The following is a 17,095-nucleotide window of genomic DNA, read 5'->3' on the forward strand; positions in this document are numbered from 1 at the left end:
GGTGCGAGCCTATTTATTTCGGAACGCTGATACCCAGATCCGCCAGCTTCTTGGCGAATGTGGCTTTGCGCTTTTCTGCCTTGGCGGCAGTCTCAATGGCTGCTTTGATAGCCGCAGGGCCCTTTTTTGCTACGGCCTGAATCAAGCCCTGCTTGTGAGCCGCATCAGCTGCGGCCCTGCGGTAGGTGGCTATCAGTTCGGGGTAGGTGGCTGATGGGTTCACGGGGTGTCTCGACGTCAAAACGACTATTTTCTATGCCTTTTGCGTCCGGACGCAGCTTGGCAGCTATGGTTCAGCGCAAACGAAGCGGGTCTTTGCGGCGTTCCACGAACCCTGTGTCGCCAGGCTCAGGGTCACCGTTGGCAGGGTCTTTCCAGCCGAAAAACTTGCAGACCTCGGCGCGCTGCTTCTGGGCGTCCGCATAGCCCAGGGCCATCAGCTCTGTGGTGTAGCCGCTCTCAAACAGCAGGTAGCTGGCGAGTGCTGCGCCTTTGACGTCAGCCTTGGCGGACGACACGCCTACGCCGCCCAGCATGGTGCGCACCGCGTGAGGCAAATCCTTCACATGGCGGGATGCGACGGCATCCAAGCGCTGGCTGGGCGCAATCACCAGCAGTTCCACCGGGCGCAATGTGCTGCCTTTGCGTGCTTCCTCCGGCACCAGTTTGATGGTCTGGTTAATCCGCTGCACCCGCTCTACGTCCACTGCCAGAGCGTCCAAAAAGATGTTGGACAACGCATGCCCCGCAATCTGGGCAATGCTGGGGTAGCTGCTGGTGATGTGCAGGTGGGCTTCTTCTTTGGGCTCATGCATGCGCCCGGCGCCTATCACCAATATGCGTTCTGCTCCTAAATGAATAGCGGGTGCCACCGGGGCACTCTGGCGCATGGAGCCGTCTCCGAAATACTCCTCCCGGCCGTTGATGTGCAATTGCGTGGCCGGAAACACAAAGGGGATCGCACTCGACGCCAGCAGGTGCGCGTGGGTAATACGGTCGCGCACGGCGTAGCGCTGGGTCCGCACCCAAGGCATCAGTCTTTTGTCGCCCTCATAAAAAGTGACGTGGTCTCCGGTGCTGTAACTGGATGCAGTCACCGCAAGTGCCTGCAGGTGGCCTTGTCTCAACAGCTGAGGCAAGCGCTCGAGCGGGACGAGCTGTTGGAGCAGTTGGCCCAGCGGCGCGTTGTCCAGCAAAGACCGGGGCTTGATGCGCCGCCACTTCGCCAGCACCCAGCCCAGAGAGAGCAGGGTGATCCAGGTGGCTCCGGAGCGCAACATGCTCAGATGGTCCGCACGGTACACATCATGGGCGTGGAAGTTCTGCCACGTATGGGCAATCTTGCGGACGGTCCCGTCGAAATCGTCTGCCCCGCAAGCCAGCGCAGAGGCGTTGATGGCGCCCGCGGATGTGCCGGCAATGATGGGAAAGGGGTTGGGTTGCCAGCCGGCACCGCAGGCCAGGCGCAAATCGGCGATCGCCTCGAGGACCCCCACCTGATAGGCGGCACGTGCGCCCCCTCCGGTCAGCAGCAGGCCGGTCATGGGGACAGCGGGCGTGGCAGCACTCATGGTGTCCATTATGAAAAGCCCGGTGCGCTTGTAAATAGAAAAGTGTGCGGGGTTAACCCTCGATATCCGGACTACAGATTGCACCTCGGGCTGTCGCGGGTTTGGTCCCTTGGATAGACTCGCCGGATTCAGGAGTTTTTATGGCGTTTACCGAACAAGACATCACCCAGGCCTTGCAGAGCCTGATCGACCCGAACACCGGCGCCACCTTTTCCAGCGCCAAAGCATTCAAAAACATCAAGCTTCAAGGCACTGACGTGCACCTGGACTTGGAGCTGGGCTACCCCGCCAAGAGCCAATGGCCAGCGCTGGTGGAACTGGTAAGCCAGGCAGCACGCACGGTAGCTGGCGTGGGTACTGTGACCGTCACCCCCAAGCTCAACATCGTGCCCCATGCGGTGCAGCGTGGCGTGCAGTTACTGCCCGGTGTGAAAAACATTGTGGCTGTGGCATCCGGCAAGGGCGGCGTGGGCAAGAGCACGACTGCGGCCAACCTGGCATTGGCGCTGGCGGCCGAGGGTGCGCGCGTCGGTTTGCTCGACGCAGACATTTACGGCCCCAGCCAGCCCATGATGATGGGCATTGAAGGACGACCCGACACGGCAGATGGCAAAACCATGGAGCCCATGGAAAACCACGGTGTGCAGGTCATGTCCATCGGCTTTCTGGTGGATGGCGACCAGGCCATGATCTGGCGCGGCCCCATGGCGACCCAGGCCTTGGAGCAGCTGCTGCGCCAGACCAACTGGAAAGACCTGGACTACCTCGTCGTGGACATGCCCCCCGGCACCGGCGACATCCAGCTCACCTTGAGCCAGCGGGTGCCCTTGACCGGTGCCGTGGTGGTGACCACTCCGCAAGACATTGCCCTCCTGGACGCCAAAAAGGGCATCAAGATGTTTGAGAAGGTGGGCGTGCCGATTCTGGGCATTGTGGAAAACATGGCGGTGCATGTGTGCAGCAACTGCGGCCATGTGGAACACATCTTCGGTGCTGATGGTGGCAAGAAAATGGCAGCCGGGTATGGCATGGACTACCTGGGCGCGTTGCCTCTGGCATTGCACATCCGTGAGCAGGCGGATAGTGGACGCCCGACGGTAATTGCAGATCCGGAGAGCGAAGTAGCAGGACTTTACAAGGGCATCGCCCGCCAGGTCGCTGTGAAGATTGCGGCGCAGTCCAAAGACTTCTCCAGCAAGTTTCCCACCATCACCATCAGCAAAAACAGCTGACCGGACTGGACGCGGCATGAACCTGCTCTCCTCCCTGAGGTACCTGGTGTCGCTCGATGAGCACCGCCACTTTGCCCGGGCGGCGCAGGCATGCCACATCACCCAGCCGGCGCTCTCCAATGCGCTGCGTGCATTGGAAGAAGAGTTCGAGGTGGTCATCGTTCGGCGGGGGCGCACTTTTGTGGGCTTTACACCCGAAGGCGAGCAGGTGCTGGAATCTGCGCGGCGCATGCTGCATGAGCACAAGGTGTTGGCGCAGTCATTGCGCAGCACAGCGAACCAGCCTACCGGGCGCCTGATGGTCGGGGCAGTTCCTACCGCGGTACCGGTTGCGGCCCGGTTCGCGGCCATGTTGCAGGCCAAGTACCCTGAGGTGATGCCGGTCGTGTTGTCCTTGAGTTCGACCGAACTGGAAAAGCGGCTGGAGAGTTTGTCCATCGACTTGGCTCTGGGCTACACCGAGCGCATGGACCAACGCGAGGTTCAGCTCACCGCGTATCCCCAATACAACGAACACTACTTTTTGTTACGAAAAGCTGCGCGCGTGCACGCTGTTGAATTGCAGATCGGCGAACCCATCCGGTGGAAGGATGCGGCAGAGCTGCCTCTGTGCCTGCTGACGCCGGAAATGCACAACCGCACGATCGTCGACGCTTCCTTTGCGGCCGCGGGTTGCAAGCCACGCGCCATTATTGAGACCAACTCCATCCTCACCATGGCGCTGAGCGTGGTGGCAGGGCAGGTGTGCAGCGTGATGCCCGGCGCTCTTGTGTCGGCCGTACGCGGTTATCGCGAGCTGGAAGCCCTACCGCTTGTCACGCCGCAGGTGCTCACCCCCATCAGCTTCATGGCGCATGCGGCGGTGCGTCCGTCGCGGGCCATGGAGGCAGCTATTTCCCTCGCACAGGATGGCGCTTGGCTGCGTCATGCTGCGACGCACACGGGACTCTTAACCTCGCTTTAATTTGATTTAGATCAGTGAAATTGGTGTACAAACCCAAAATTCCTTAAGTCGGGAATTTTGTAGGGGCTTCCTACGATGTGCAAAGCCCCTACAGTTTTGGAGAACAACACCGATGCTCTTTTTCACCGGGCTACAGCGCCGTGTAGACAACGGCGCGCGCAAATTGGCCGCAGGATTGAACGGTGCCTTCACACTGGACACGGCGCAGCGCGTGAATGTGCAGGGCCGTAACGTCGGAACCTTGCGCAATGGTTCCCGGGTCTTGAATCTGGATTTCGCACTGCCCGATAGCTTTACCGGACAGACGGGCATGGTTGCCACCGTGTTTGCACGGGACGGCGACGATTTCATCCGTGTGACCACGTCGGTTCGCAAACTGGACGGCGAACGCGCCGTGGGCACCCCTCTCGACCGCTCACAGCCTGCCTACACCGATGTCATGCAGGGGCGTGCCCATGTCGGCTACGCCATCATTTTCGGCAAGCAATACATTACCCATTACGAGCCCATCCGTGACAACAGCGGTCAGGTGATCGGCGTTTTGTTCGTGGGGCTGGACATCACTGCCTCACCGGGCATGGGTCTTTCGGCTTCGATGGCATGGCGTATTTCCGCCGTCTATGGCTTTGGCGAGGTGATCTTTCTTGCCTTGAGTGGCAAGTTCGACAGTGTGGCGGAAGTAGGCATGGGCCTGTTCATGATCGCTTTGTTGTGGATCACCACCTACGCCCTGATGAACCGCTACGTGGCGGCACCTTTGAAGGCCGGACGCAGTGCATCGCAGCGCATGGCCTCTGGTGACCTGACGCGCCAAATCCATGTGGGCAGCAGTGATGACATCGGGCAGGTGCTGATGGCCATCAACAGTATCAATGTCGGCTTGACCACCTTGATCGGCAAGGTGCGCAGTGCATCTGACGTGGTGTCCATGGGCACCAATGAAATTGCTGACGGCAATGTGGACCTGGCCAACCGCACGGAGAAACAGGCAGGCGAAGTGAATTCCGCAGCATCAGCGGTGCACGAGCTCACGACTACGGTGGCCCAAACCGCAGAGCAGGCGGCGCAAGTCAATAAGTTGGTCAGCTCGGTGTCGTCGGTGGCCAGTGGCGGAGGCGCCGTGGTGCAAGACGTGGTGAGCACCATGGGGCAGATATCGGCCAGTGCGAACAAGATCAACGACATCATTGCCCTGATTGAGGGCATTGCTTTCCAGACCAACATCCTCGCCCTGAACGCTGCGGTAGAGGCCGCGCGCGCTGGAGAGCAAGGGCGCGGCTTCGCAGTAGTGGCATCCGAAGTTCGCAGCCTTGCACAGCGATCTTCCACTGCAGCGCACGAAATCAAAGACCTGATCAGTGCATCTGTCAGCAGTGTCGCCGCCGGCAGCGTACTGGTCGAAAAAACGCGCCAGTCTATGGAACAAATCACCGGCTCCATCGCCGAAGTGGTGCACTACATCGATGGCATTGCCCACGCCAGCCAGGAGCAGCGGGCCGGCATTGAGAACGTGAACCGCAGCGTGTCAGAGATCGACCAGATGACGCAGCAGAACGCTGCGCTCGTGGAAGAGGCCGCCGCTGCGGCCATGCGCATGCGTGATCAGGCACACACGCTGATCGAAGCGGTGAATACCTTCAAGACCCAACCCTGAATGCGGCACTGCAGCATTTAGTTTTTGAATCAATGCATGTGATGAATCCATTGGACTCATCCTGCTTGACCTGTGACACTTCGCCCGCCCCGTTGGACAGCGGCGAGCCAGTGTTTATATAAATCCTTAAGGAGACAATATGTCTGGACTACTCGACAAGGAACGGATCATTGCCGGTCCCGGTTTTAACCGTTGGCTGGTACCGCCCGCCGCCCTCGCTATTCACCTGTGCATCGGCATGGCGTATGGCTTTTCCGTGTTCTGGCTGCCTTTGTCCAAAGCTTTGGGCATCAAGGAAGCCATCAAGTGCGGACCTGACGTAGGTTTCTGGGGGCAGCTGTTCACTACCAGCTGCGACTGGCAGATTTCCACGCTGGGCTGGATGTACACCCTGTTCTTCGTGCTGCTGGGCTCCAGCGCTGCCACTTGGGGTGGCTGGTTGGAACGTGCCGGTCCGCGCAAGGCCGGTGTGGTGTCAGCGGTGTGCTGGTGCGGTGGCATGTTGATCTCTGCAATCGGCATCAAGACTCACCAGTTCTGGCTGATGATTCTGGGCTCCGGCGTGATCGGTGGTATCGGTCTGGGCTTGGGCTATATCTCTCCGGTGTCGACCTTGATCAAGTGGTTCCCTGACCGTCGTGGCATGGCCACCGGCATGGCCATCATGGGCTTCGGCGGTGGTGCCATGATCGGCTCCCCCTTGGCTGCTGACCTCATGAAGTACTTCGCAACGCCCACCGACGTGGGTGTGATGCAGACCTTCGTGGTGATGGCGCTGATCTACTTCGTGTTCATGATGGCCGGCGCATTCGGCTATCGCGTTCCTGAAACCGGCTGGAAGCCTGCAGGCTGGACTCCTCCTCCTGCCCAAACCAGCAATGCCATGATCACCCAGAAGCACGTGCACGTGAAAAAGGTGTGGGGCATTCCCCAGTTCTGGCTCATCTGGATGGTGTTGTGCATGAACGTGAGCGCCGGTATCGGTGTGATCGGTATGGCATCTCCCATGTTGCAGGAAGTGTTCGGCGGCACCCTGATCGGTGTGCAAGCCAAATTCAGCGAGCTTGATGCACTCGTCAAGTCCACAGACGCCGCACAAGTGGATGTTGCCAAGAAGCAAATGGCTGCCATTGCAGCGGTGGCTGCCGGCTTTACCGCTTTGTTGAGTTTGTTCAACATCGGCGGCCGCTTCTTCTGGGCCAGCCTGTCCGACAAGATGGGTCGCAAAATGACCTATGTCGTGTTCTTTGTGCTGGGCGGGCTGATGTACTTCAGCGTTCCAGGCAGCGCGGCGGCAGGCAGCATCGTGCTCTTTGTAGGTGCCTTCTGTGTAATTTTGAGCATGTACGGCGGGGGCTTTGCCACTGTGCCGGCTTACCTGGCTGACATCTTCGGTACCCAGATGGTGGGCGCTATCCACGGTCGCTTGTTGACTGCTTGGGCTACCGCCGGTGTGTTGGGCCCTGTGGTGGTGAACTACATGCGCGAATACCAGCTGGGCCTGGGCTTGCCGCGTGAGCAGGTCTACAACCAGACCATGTACATCCTGGTGGGCATGCTGGTGGTGGGCTTGATCTGCAATTTGCTGGTCAAACCGCTGGACAACAAGTGGTTCATGACCGATGCCGAACTGGCCGAAGAGAAGAAGCTGGCGCACGAGCGCGCGGCTGCGGCCGAAGTTGGTACGAGCTCCGGTGGCGCAGACACCATCCCTACATGGGTAGTGGCATTCGCTTGGTTGGCTGTGGGCCTGCCTTTGGCATGGGGCGTGTATCGCACCCTGCAGAGCGTCGCCAAGTTCTTCGCTTAATTTTTCAAGAATACCAACAGGAACGCCATGACAGCATCCAGCCTTGCTCCGCAGACCACCACAGTGGCATTGGCCACGGTGGAAGACATGCGGGAACGCATCCGTCGCAAAAGCAAACTCAAAGGTCGTCAGGCCGATGACGCTTCTGTGGCGGAGGTCCGGGCGTTGATTGGCGCAGCGCCTCACCGGCGTGACCTGTTGATTGAACACCTGCACAAGCTCAACGACGCCTACCGTTGCCTGCACGACAGGCATCTGGTGGCCCTGGCCAAGGAGATGAACATTCCCATGGCTGAGGTGTACGAGGTCGCCACCTTCTACCACCACTTTGAAGTGGTGCGGGGTGACGAGACCGTGCCGCAGCTGACTGTGCGGGTGTGCGATGGTTTGAGTTGTGAGATGGCCGGCGCCAAGGATTTGCTTGCGCGCCTGCCCTCCCTATTGGGAAATGAAGATGTTCGCGTGATTCCCGCGCCGTGTATCGGCCGTTGCGAACAGGCGCCTGCCGCAGTCGTGCATCAGCACCCTGTGCCCCGGGCGACCGAGGAGTCCATTGCGCAGCTGGTGAAAGACGCCAAAGGCGGACACCCCTCTGCGGAAGGTGCTACAGAATTTATAGCGTCCGCCTATGCGGAACGCGCCGTGTCCCCGGAACCCCATGCGGTGGAAGTAGCCCCCGGCTACACCGGATACGACACCTACAAGGCCAAGGGAGGCTACGCGCTGGCCGCCGCCCTGAGCCAGGGCACACAGGACGCCGAGTCCGTCATCAAGGCCATGGAAGATTCCGGTCTGCGAGGTCTGGGTGGCGCTGGTTTTCCGGCCGGGCGCAAGTGGCGCATCGTTCGCGATCAGCCTGCCCCCCGCCTGATGGCTGTGAACATTGACGAAGGCGAGCCCGGCACGTTCAAAGACCGTACCTACCTCGAGCGCGACCCGCACCGCTTCCTGGAAGGCCTGTTGGTGGCAGCCCAAGTGGTCGGCACGACAGCCTGCTACATCTACCTGCGGGACGAGTACCACGGCTGCCGTGCCATTCTGGAAACCGAGATCGCCAAGCTGCAGGCCAACCCGCCGTGCCCCTTGCCCGTCATTGAACTGCGCCGTGGCGCAGGTGCCTACATTTGCGGCGAAGAGTCCGCCATGATCGAAAGCATCGAGGGCAAGCGCGGCGAGCCCCGCATGCGCCCGCCTTACATCGCCCAGGTGGGCCTGTTCGGTCGTCCCACCCTGGAGCACAACTTCGAGACCCTTTATTGGGTGCGAGACATTGTGGAAAAGGGTGCCTCCTGGTTCAGCAGTTTCGGCCGCAACGGTCGCAAGGGCCTGCGCTCATTCAGCGTCAGCGGTCGCGTCAAGTTCCCCGGCGTGAAGCTGGCGCCTGCCGGTATTTCGGTGGCTGAGCTGGTGGACGAATACTGCGGCGGCATGCTCGACGGGCACAAGCTGTATGCCTATCTGCCGGGCGGCGCGTCCGGTGGCATTTTTCCGGCCAGCTTGTCGCATGTGCCGCTCGACTTTGACACCTTGCAGCCGCACGGCGGCTTCATCGGATCGGCTGCGGTCATCGTGCTGAGCCAGCACGACAAGGCGCGCGATGCCGCTTTGAACATGATGCGTTTTTATGCCCACGAGAGTTGTGGTCAATGCACGCCCTGCCGCGTAGGTACGGCCAAGGCCGCTACGCTGATGGAATCGCCCGTGTGGGACCACACCACACTGGAAGACTTGAACGTGGTGATGACGGATGCCTCCATCTGCGGTCTGGGCCAGGCGGCCCCGAATCCGGTGCGTTGCGTCCAGAAATACTTTGCACACGAGGTGAGCTAAATGAACGCGCCTGCCAAACACGTTGAATTCACGCCCCAGGTGATTACCTTCCATCTGGACGGAAAACCTGTGGAAGCCTTCGAAGGCGAGTCCATTTTGAAAGCGGCGGAACGCAGTGGTGTGTGTATCCCCCACCTTTGCTACAAGGACGGCCTGCGCGCCGACGGCAACTGTCGCGCTTGCGTGGTTGAGATCAAAGGCGAGCGGACGCTGGCCCCCAGCTGCTGCCGCAGTGCCACCGCCGGTATGGAAGTGCAGGCCAAGAGTGAGCGCGCCGTCAAAAGCCAGAAGATGGTGTTGGAAATGCTGCTCTCCGACATGCCGGACGAGGGCTACAAGTGGAATGATTCGGCAGCTGCCACCCCTGATGCATCGCAGCAGCACGGCGAGCTGAGCGCCTGGGCTGCGCGCATGGATGTGTCTGTGCGCCCCGAACTCAAAGCCTTGCGACGCGAGCAACCCAAGGCGGATGTGTCGCACCCCGCCATGGCCGTCAATCTGGACGCCTGTATCCAATGCAACCGCTGTGTGCGCGCCTGCCGCGAAGAACAAGTCAATGACGTGATCGGCTACGCCAATCGCGGCGCCCATGCCGAGATCGTGTTCGACCTGAACGACCCCATGGCGGACAGTACCTGTGTGGCCTGTGGCGAATGTGTGCAGGCCTGCCCGACCGGCGCGTTGATGCCCAAGTCGCACATCGGCACCCAAGTGGTCGACAAAAAAGTCGACTCGGTATGCCCGTTCTGTGGCGTGGGTTGCTTGTTGACTTACAACGTGAAAGACGACGTCATCGTGAGTGTGGAAGGGCGCGATGGCCCTGCCAACCACAACCGCTTGTGCGTCAAGGGCCGCTTCGGCTTCGACTACGCGCACAGCCCTCAGCGTCTGACGGTGCCCCTGATCCGCCGGCCCGGCGTCTCCAAAGATCCCGAGATGCTCAATAAGCTGAATCGCGATTCTTCCGACTGGTCTGAGGTGTTCCGTGAAGCGACTTGGGAGGAAGCTCTTGCCTTGTCCACCGGCAAGTTGCGCGGCCTGCGGGACACCTACGGCAACAAGGCCTTGGCTGGTTTCGGCTCTGCCAAGGGCAGCAACGAAGAAGCTTATTTGTTCCAGAAGCTGGTGCGCACCGGCTTCGGAAGCAACAACGTCGACCATTGCACACGCCTGTGCCACGCCTCCAGCGTGGCGGCGCTGCTCGAAGGCGTGGGCTCCGGCGCGGTGAGCAACCAGGTCAATGACGTGGAGCACTCGGACCTGATCTTTGTGATCGGCTCCAACCCTACTGCCAACCATCCGGTGGCTGCGACCTGGATGAAGAACGCGTCCAAGAAGGGCGCCAAGATTGTGTTGGCAGACCCGCGCATTACCGATATCGGCAAGCACGCCTGGCGCACCCTGCAGTTCAAGCCCGATACCGACGTGGCCATGCTCAATGCATTGATCCATGTGGTGATTGAAGAGGGCTTGGCAGATCAAGACTTCATCGCCAAGCGCGCAAGCAACTTTGAAGCGCTACGCGAAAACGTCAAGGGCTACAGCCCTGAAGCCATGGAGCCGATTTGCGGCATCCCGGCGCAAACCCTGCGCGAAGTGGCCCGTGAATTTGCCAAGGCCAAGGGCGCGATGATTCTGTGGGGCATGGGTGTGAGCCAGCACGTGCATGGCACCGATAACGCACGCTGCCTGATCGCGCTGGTCACCGTGACCGGCCAGATCGGCAAGCCCGGCTCCGGTTTGCACCCGCTGCGCGGCCAGAACAACGTGCAGGGCGCATCCGATGCGGGCCTGATCCCCATGATGTTCCCTAACTACCAGCGCGTCACCAACAAGGCAGCCCACGCGTGGTTTGAGGACTTCTGGAATACCAAGCTCGACGACCAGCCCGGCTACACCGTGGTGGAGATCATGCACAAGGCCTTGGCCGATGACAGCGACCCGCACAAGGTGCGCGGCATGTACATCATGGGTGAGAACCCCGCCATGAGCGATCCTGACCTGAACCATGCACGCCACGCGCTCGCGTCTCTGGAGCACATGGTGGTGCAGGACATTTTCATGACCGAAACCGCTTGGCTGGCCGACGTGGTGTTGCCGGCAACCGCCTGGCCTGAAAAAGACGGCACCGTCAGCAACACCGACCGCATGGTGCAACTGGGCAAAAAAGCGGTGAGCCCGCCCGGCCAGGCCAAGCCTGACCTGTGGATCATTCAAGAGATCGCCAGGGGCATGGGCCTGAACTGGAACTACGCCGGCGAAAGCGATGGCGTGGCTGCGGTGTACGAAGAAATGCGCCAGGCCATGCACGCTGCCATCTCCGGGATCACCTGGGAACGCCTGCAGCGCGAATCCAGCGTGACTTACCCTTGCTTGACCGCAGAAGACCCCGGCGCCCCTACCGTGTTCATCGAGAAATTCGCCACCGATGACGGCCGCGTGCACCTGGTGCCTGCGGACATCATTCCGGCCAATGAGCGCCCGGATGCGGAGTACCCGTTTGTGCTGATCACCGGCCGTCAGCTGGAACACTGGCACACCGGCAGCATGACGCGCCGCGCCACAGTGCTCGACGCTATCGAGCCCATGGCCACCGCCTCCATGTGCGGGGACGACATGCAAGCCATGTCTTTGCAGGCGGGTGATGTCATTACCATCGCCTCGCGCCGTGGCAACGTGGCCATCCACGTGCGGCGTGACGACGGTACCCCCCGTGGTGCGGTGTTCGTGCCCTTCGCCTATTACGAAGCCGCGGCCAATCTGATGACCAATGCTGCGCTGGACCCCTTCGGCAAAATCCCGGAGTTCAAGTACTGCGCAGTGGCCATCCGACGCGGTGGCAAGCCAGCCGCAGTCAGCGGCTACGGGACCAACCCTGCACCAGCGGCTGCGTGACCTTTTAACCTGAGCGATGCCCATGACTGCCATTCCCTACCTCACCGAAGCGCGTGCGCCTCTGACGCACAGCATCGAGGTGGTGAATCAGCATGGCGAGCGCCAGTTGTTGGATATACCGGCCGAGCGTCCGCTCACCGTGTATGTGGACAAGCGGGAGCTGGTCACCTTGATGACCTTGGGCGAGCGCCCTGAGTGGCTGGTGTTGGGCTATTTGATCAATCAGCGCCTGGTGCCGGATGCGGCGGCCATAGCTTCCATCACTGTCGATTGGGAAGTGGGCGCCGCCGCCGTCAAAACACGGGCAGGCATCGTGGACGTCGAAGCCAAAACCGCCAAGCGGGTGGTCACTACCGGTTGCGGGCAGGGCAGCCTGTTCGGCGAGGTCATGGCGCATATCGAAGGCATAGACTTGCCGCCCACGGTGGTCACCCAAGCGCAGGTCTATGCCATCGTCAACACCATTCGCCTGCAAGACAGCACTTACAAGTCTGCCGGTTCGGTGCACGGATGTGCGCTGTTCCGTGGCAGCGAGCGATTGCTGTTTGTGGAAGACGTAGGTCGCCACAATGCCATCGACACCATTGCCGGCTGGATGGCTTTGCAAGCCCTGGCCTCGGAGCCGCTGGACGTGAATGGCTTGGTCTTTTACACCACCGGTCGTTTGACGAGCGAGATGGTGATGAAAGCCGCCCAGATGGGCGTGGCCGTGGTCATCTCCCGCAGCGGCATGACGCAAATGGGCCACGCCGTCGCCACCGACCTCGGGTTGTGCGCCATTGGCCGCGCCCTGAACACCCGCTTCCTGTGCTTCAGCGGTGCGCACCGCTTGCAGCTGGAACCTGCGCCCCTGGCTGAACCTGTAGAGGCCGGGGTTTGAGTTCTTTGGGGGAAAGCGGGCTGGCCGCTGTACGGCTGATTGCAGATGCGGACCCGGTGCTGTGGTCCATCGTCTGGCGTTCCCTGGCCTTGAGTGCGGCCGCCAGTGCGTTGGCTTTTGTGGTGGGTACTGTGCTGGGGGCGTGGCTGGCAGTGAGCCGCTTTCCTGGCCGCGGGCTGGTGCTGGCGGTGCTCAATACCCTGCTTTCCTTGCCCTCCGTGGTGGTGGGATTGGGCGTTTACCTGTTGCTTTCCCGCTCCGGGCCGCTGGGCTTTCTGGGTTGGCTCTATTCTTTCAAAGCCATGTTGCTGGCGCAGACCGTGCTGGTCTTGCCCATAGTGATCGCGCTGGTGCGACAGGTGGTGGAAGACGCCGACGCTTCCCATGGCGAGCAGCTTCGGTCCCTGGGCGCCAGTCCGCGCCTGCGCGGCTTGCTCCTGGCGTGGGATGAGCGCAGCGCTTTGTTGACCGTGGCCTTGGCTGCCTTCGGGCGCGCCATCGCCGAGGTGGGCGCTGTCATGCTGGTGGGCGGCAATATGGACGGTTTCACCCGGGTGATGACCACCGCCATCGCGCTGGAAACCAGCAAGGGCGACCTGCCGCTGGCCATGGGCTTGGGGCTGGTGCTGCTGGGCGTGGTCTTGCTTTTGCAGTTGCTATTGGCCGGTCTGCGGGCTTGGCTGCAAAAGGTGGATGCGGCCGTGCCGGTAGCCGCCCCTTCCGCAGGGACGCGCGCATGAGCGCTTCAAGCCTGATCAGGCTGAACAAAGTATCGGTAGCGCTCACCCCGCGCCACGGTGCGCCCTTGGCCCTGGAGGGCGTGAGTCTCAACATCCAGGCCGGTGAGCGGGTGGCGCTGGTAGGGTCCAACGGCAGTGGCAAGTCCACGCTGCTGCGGGTCATCCACGGTTTGCAACAGCCGGTATCCGGCCAGCTTGTGTTGGATGCCGCTTTGCGCCAGGCCATGCTGTTCCAGCGCCCTGTATTGCTCCGCTTGACCGTGCAAAACAACTTGGCCTTGGGCCTCTGGCTGCAAGGCACGCCCTGGCAACAGGCCCGCAGCCGTGCGATGCAGGTGTTGGGCGATGCGGGGCTGGACGACGTAGCCCAACGGCGCGGGCGCCAGCTCTCGGTCGGCCAAACGCAGCGGGTAGCACTGGCACGCGCCCTGGCCCTGAAGCCCGAGTTGCTGTTGCTGGACGAGCCCACCGCCAGCCTGGACCCGCATTCGAAACGCCTGGTAGAAGCCACCGTGCAGGGCTTTGCAGGCACCATGGTGTTTGCCAGCCACAACCTCGGCCAGGTGAAGCGCCTGGCCACGCGGGTGGTCTATCTGGAGCAGGGGCGCCTGTTGGTGGATCTACCGGTGCATGAGTTTTTTGATCATGCCTTGTTGCAGACCCGTTCTGCCGACGCCGCGAGTTTTGTAAAAGGAGAGGGAGTTACATGAGGAATTTGATGTCTTTTGGTGCCCTGGCGCCCGTGTTTTCTGCGCTGGCAGCTATTGTTTTGGTAGCAAGCGGTGCGGTGCACGCCCAGGCCTTGGTGATGGCTTCCACCACCTCGACCGAGCAGTCCGGCCTGTTCGCCCACCTGTTGCCCGCCTTCAAGGCGGCCACAGGGGTAGATGTGAAAGTGGTGGCCGTGGGCACGGGTCAGGCCATCGACATGGGCCGCCGTGGGGACGCGGATGTGCTTTTCGTGCACGACCAGGCAGCCGAAGAAAAGCTGGTGCAAGAAGGCTTTGCCACCAAGCGTCTGCCCGTCATGTACAACGACTTTGTGCTGGTAGGGCCTGCGGCAGACCCGGTGGGCGTGCGTGGCAAGGACATTCTGGCTGCGTTCAAAAAGCTCGCGGCGTCGCCAGCCAGCTTTATTTCCCGCGGCGACCGTAGTGGCACCCATGCCGCCGAGCTACGCTACTGGAAAGCCATAGGCACCGAAGCACCCAAGTTCGCCGGCTACCGCGAATGCGGTTGCGGCATGGGCCCGGCCTTGAACATCGCCGCGTCCACCGCAGGCTATGTGCTCACCGACCGTGGCACCTGGCTCAACTTCAAGAACCGCGCCGGCCTCGTCGTGCTGGTGGAGGGCGATAAACAACTCTTCAACCAGTACGGCGTGTTGCCGGTCAACCCCGCGAAGCATCCGCACGTCAACGCGGCGGACGCTGCGAAATTTGTGGATTGGGTGACGTCGGCAGCCGGCCAAGGTGTCATCGCTGGCTACAAAATCGGGGGTGAGCAACTATTCTTCCCCCATGCCAAAAACTGAGTCTGCCTCCATGGCCCACGCCTCTGCTTTGACGCTGTCTGACATCACCGCTTTGGTGCTCGCAGGCGGGCGCGGCATGCGCATGGGTGGGGTGGACAAAGGGCTGCAACCCTTGCATGGCGTGCCCATGGCTCAGCACGCCTTGCAGCGCCTGGCCACCCAGCAGCGTGGGGTATACGGTGGAGCTTTGGCGGGCGCCATCGTCAACGCCAACCGCAACCCCGACGTGTACCTCGCCATGAGTGAAGCCACCTTCGGAGCCGGGCGCGCGCAGGTCGTACCGGACCGCGATGCCGAGTTTGCAGGCCCACTGGCCGGCTTTCAGGCGGGGCTGGACGTTTGTAGCACTGCGCTCATGCTCACGGTGCCATGCGACAGCCCGCTGTTCCCGTTGGACTTGGCGCAGCGTCTGTTGGCAGCACTGTTGCAAGCCGATGCCGATATGGCCGTGGTCATGGCTCCCGAGGCCGGGCGCGATGGGCAAATGGCCCTGCGCAGCCAGCCGGTATTTTGCTTGATGTGTACCGCCGTAGCCCCCGGTCTGCACGCCTTTTTGGCTGCTGGTGGCCGCAAGGTGGATGCATGGACTGCCGGCTTGCGGTTGGTGCAAGTTCCTTTCGATGCGCCGGGTGATGACCCGCGCGCTTTTGCCAATGCCAACACGCTGGACGAATTGCGCCAGCTCGAATCCTGATGAAAACGCTGGACGACATTGCCCGCTCCCTGCAGGGGTACGACTCGCAGGCTCTGCGCATGGCAGATGCCAACACCTTTATTGACCGCCTGGTGGCGCCCGTTCAGGGCATCGAGCGGCTGCCGCTGCGCCAATGCTTGGGCCGAGTGTTGGCTGAAGATTTGATTTCCAACATGGCCGTGCCCGCGCACGACAACTCGGCCATGGACGGCTTCGCCTTTAGCGGCGCAGCACTCGCCGGCCAAGCTACGCTTACGCTGCGCATCGCCGGCACCGCACTCGCCGGCAAAGCTTGGGCTGGCAGCTTGCAGGCGGGCGAATGCCTCAAGGTCATGACGGGTGCCATCCTGCCCGCAGGGTTGGACACCGTGGTGCCCCATGAAATGACCACCGTAGCAGGTGATCAGGTTCACATCCCCGCCGACCGTTTGCGTGCCGGCGACAACCGCCGCCTGCGCGGCGAAGACCTGCAGCTCGGCGGTGTTGCGCTATCAAAAGGAGAGCTGCTCGCGCCTGCATCCATTGGGCTGGCGGCCAGTTTGGGCCTGCAAACCTTGCCGGTGCTGCGTCGGCTGAAAGTGGCTTATATGTCCACCGGCGACGAGGTCATGTCCCCCGGCGAGCCGCTGCGCGAGGGCGCCGTGTTTGACAGCAACCGCTACACCGTGACCAGCTTGCTGGAGCGCCTGGGCTGCGAAGTGATCGAGCTGGGCGTGGTGCGCGACGAGCCAATTGCGCTCGAAGCTGCATTCCGCAGCGCGGCAGCACAGGCCGATGTGATCATCAGCAGCGGCGGCGTGAGCGTGGGGGAGGCCGACTTCACCAAAGGCATGATGGCCAAGCTGGGCGATGTAGCCTTCTGGCGTATCGCCATGCGGCCCGGCCGGCCCTTCGCGCTGGGCCGCATCGGCACCACCGTGCTGTTCGGCCTGCCGGGCAATCCGGTGGCGGTGATGGTGACTTTCCTGTCACTGGTACGCCCCGCGCTGCTCAAGATGATGGGTGCTACCCCCAAGCCGCTACCTTTGCTACAGGCCCACAGCCAGGAGCCCATGCGCAAGAAAGCCGGCCGCACCGAATATCAACGCGGCATTGTCACCGTCGCCCCCGACGGGCAGCTGCAGGTGCGCACCACCGGCAACCAGGGCTCGGGCGTTCTCAGCTCCATGGTGCAGGCCAATGGCCTCATCGTACTGGGGCACGAGCAGGGCAATGTGGCAGAGGGTGATCTGGTCAGCGTGATGATGTTTGACGGCGTGATCTAACGCGGTCACTTGCTCTCGTTGGGCAG

General features: G+C 61.7%; 14 protein-coding genes. 12 read left to right on the forward strand and 2 right to left on the reverse strand.

What is annotated here, in order from left to right; genetic code table 11:
- Positions 1-13 precede the first annotated feature (13 nt).
- Together RAN89_RS07970 and RAN89_RS07975 are read right to left on the reverse strand one after the other, a co-directional pair.
- A complete protein-coding gene (locus tag RAN89_RS07970; RefSeq protein WP_313869059.1) occupies positions 14-223 on the reverse strand; it encodes a hypothetical protein in 210 nt (69 codons plus the stop codon).
- Between the two features lie 70 nt (positions 224-293).
- The gene (locus RAN89_RS07975; RefSeq protein WP_428984488.1) at positions 294-1,580 is read right to left on the reverse strand and encodes a patatin-like phospholipase family protein; all 1,287 of its coding nucleotides are present in this window, start codon (positions 1,578-1,580) and stop codon (positions 294-296) included.
- Between the two features lie 131 nt (positions 1,581-1,711).
- Here RAN89_RS07975 and apbC point away from each other — a divergent pair, with 131 nt between their 5' ends.
- The 12 genes from apbC to moeA all read left to right on the forward strand — a co-directional run bounded on the left by apbC (position 1,712) and on the right by moeA (position 17,069).
- Positions 1,712-2,803: an iron-sulfur cluster carrier protein ApbC gene (apbC, locus tag RAN89_RS07980; protein WP_313869061.1), complete on the forward strand. Its 1,092-nt coding sequence runs from the start codon at positions 1,712-1,714 to the stop codon at positions 2,801-2,803.
- A gap of 16 nt (positions 2,804-2,819) precedes the next feature.
- Positions 2,820-3,767, forward strand: a complete 948-nt coding sequence (locus RAN89_RS07985) for a LysR family transcriptional regulator (protein WP_313869062.1) — start codon at positions 2,820-2,822, stop codon at positions 3,765-3,767.
- A gap of 112 nt (positions 3,768-3,879) precedes the next feature.
- Positions 3,880-5,421, forward strand: a complete 1,542-nt coding sequence (locus RAN89_RS07990; protein WP_313869063.1) for a methyl-accepting chemotaxis protein — start codon at positions 3,880-3,882, stop codon at positions 5,419-5,421.
- A gap of 139 nt (positions 5,422-5,560) precedes the next feature.
- Positions 5,561-7,231 carry an OFA family MFS transporter gene (locus RAN89_RS07995; RefSeq protein ID WP_313869064.1) on the forward strand — a complete coding sequence of 557 codons (1,671 nt, stop codon included), beginning with the start codon at positions 5,561-5,563 and terminating at the stop codon, positions 7,229-7,231.
- A gap of 27 nt (positions 7,232-7,258) precedes the next feature.
- Positions 7,259-9,061, forward strand: a complete 1,803-nt coding sequence (locus RAN89_RS08000; protein ID WP_313869065.1) for an NAD(P)H-dependent oxidoreductase subunit E — start codon at positions 7,259-7,261, stop codon at positions 9,059-9,061.
- Complete coding sequence (gene fdhF, locus RAN89_RS08005; RefSeq protein ID WP_313869066.1) at positions 9,062-11,956, forward strand: formate dehydrogenase subunit alpha; 2,895 nt, start codon at positions 9,062-9,064, stop codon at positions 11,954-11,956.
- A 22-nt stretch (positions 11,957-11,978) separates the two neighbouring features.
- Complete coding sequence (locus RAN89_RS08010) at positions 11,979-12,836, forward strand: formate dehydrogenase accessory sulfurtransferase FdhD (RefSeq protein ID WP_313869067.1); 858 nt, start codon at positions 11,979-11,981, stop codon at positions 12,834-12,836.
- Positions 12,833-13,576, forward strand: coding sequence for an ABC transporter permease (locus tag RAN89_RS08015; RefSeq protein ID WP_313869068.1), 744 nt, complete (start codon positions 12,833-12,835; stop codon positions 13,574-13,576). The genes RAN89_RS08010 and RAN89_RS08015 overlap by 4 nt, the downstream gene beginning before the upstream one ends.
- Entirely contained in the window at positions 13,573-14,286 is a 714-nt protein-coding gene (locus RAN89_RS08020) for an ATP-binding cassette domain-containing protein (RefSeq protein WP_313869069.1), read from the forward strand. Before RAN89_RS08015 ends, RAN89_RS08020 begins: the two co-directional genes overlap by 4 nt.
- Positions 14,283-15,110, forward strand: coding sequence for an ABC transporter substrate-binding protein (locus RAN89_RS08025; protein WP_428984489.1), 828 nt, complete (start codon positions 14,283-14,285; stop codon positions 15,108-15,110). Before RAN89_RS08020 ends, RAN89_RS08025 begins: the two co-directional genes overlap by 4 nt.
- Positions 15,097-15,804 carry a molybdenum cofactor guanylyltransferase MobA gene (gene mobA, locus RAN89_RS08030; RefSeq protein WP_313869071.1) on the forward strand — a complete coding sequence of 236 codons (708 nt, stop codon included), beginning with the start codon at positions 15,097-15,099 and terminating at the stop codon, positions 15,802-15,804. The genes RAN89_RS08025 and mobA overlap by 14 nt, the downstream gene beginning before the upstream one ends.
- Positions 15,804-17,069, forward strand: a complete 1,266-nt coding sequence (gene moeA / locus RAN89_RS08035; protein ID WP_313869072.1) for a molybdopterin molybdotransferase MoeA — start codon at positions 15,804-15,806, stop codon at positions 17,067-17,069. Before mobA ends, moeA begins: the two co-directional genes overlap by 1 nt.
- Positions 17,070-17,095: the final 26 nt, after the last annotated feature.

Origin of the sequence: Rhodoferax mekongensis (genome assembly GCF_032191775.1) — a bacterium.
Classification (GTDB): domain Bacteria; phylum Pseudomonadota; class Gammaproteobacteria; order Burkholderiales; family Burkholderiaceae_C; genus Allorhodoferax; species Allorhodoferax mekongensis.

Coding starts and splice junctions, on each gene's coding strand:
- RAN89_RS07975 (WP_428984488.1), bottom strand. CDS start 1,580: ATGGACACCATGAGTGCTGCCACGCCCGCTGTCCCCATGACCGGCCTG.
- apbC (WP_313869061.1), top strand. CDS start 1,712: ATGGCGTTTACCGAACAAGACATCACCCAGGCCTTGCAGAGCCTGATC.
- RAN89_RS07985 (WP_313869062.1), top strand. CDS start 2,820: ATGAACCTGCTCTCCTCCCTGAGGTACCTGGTGTCGCTCGATGAGCAC.
- RAN89_RS07990 (WP_313869063.1), top strand. CDS start 3,880: ATGCTCTTTTTCACCGGGCTACAGCGCCGTGTAGACAACGGCGCGCGC.
- RAN89_RS07995 (WP_313869064.1), top strand. CDS start 5,561: ATGTCTGGACTACTCGACAAGGAACGGATCATTGCCGGTCCCGGTTTT.
- RAN89_RS08000 (WP_313869065.1), top strand. CDS start 7,259: ATGACAGCATCCAGCCTTGCTCCGCAGACCACCACAGTGGCATTGGCC.
- fdhF (WP_313869066.1), top strand. CDS start 9,062: ATGAACGCGCCTGCCAAACACGTTGAATTCACGCCCCAGGTGATTACC.
- RAN89_RS08010 (WP_313869067.1), top strand. CDS start 11,979: ATGACTGCCATTCCCTACCTCACCGAAGCGCGTGCGCCTCTGACGCAC.
- RAN89_RS08020 (WP_313869069.1), top strand. CDS start 13,573: ATGAGCGCTTCAAGCCTGATCAGGCTGAACAAAGTATCGGTAGCGCTC.
- RAN89_RS08025 (WP_428984489.1), top strand. CDS start 14,283: ATGAGGAATTTGATGTCTTTTGGTGCCCTGGCGCCCGTGTTTTCTGCG.
- mobA (WP_313869071.1), top strand. CDS start 15,097: ATGCCAAAAACTGAGTCTGCCTCCATGGCCCACGCCTCTGCTTTGACG.
- moeA (WP_313869072.1), top strand. CDS start 15,804: ATGAAAACGCTGGACGACATTGCCCGCTCCCTGCAGGGGTACGACTCG.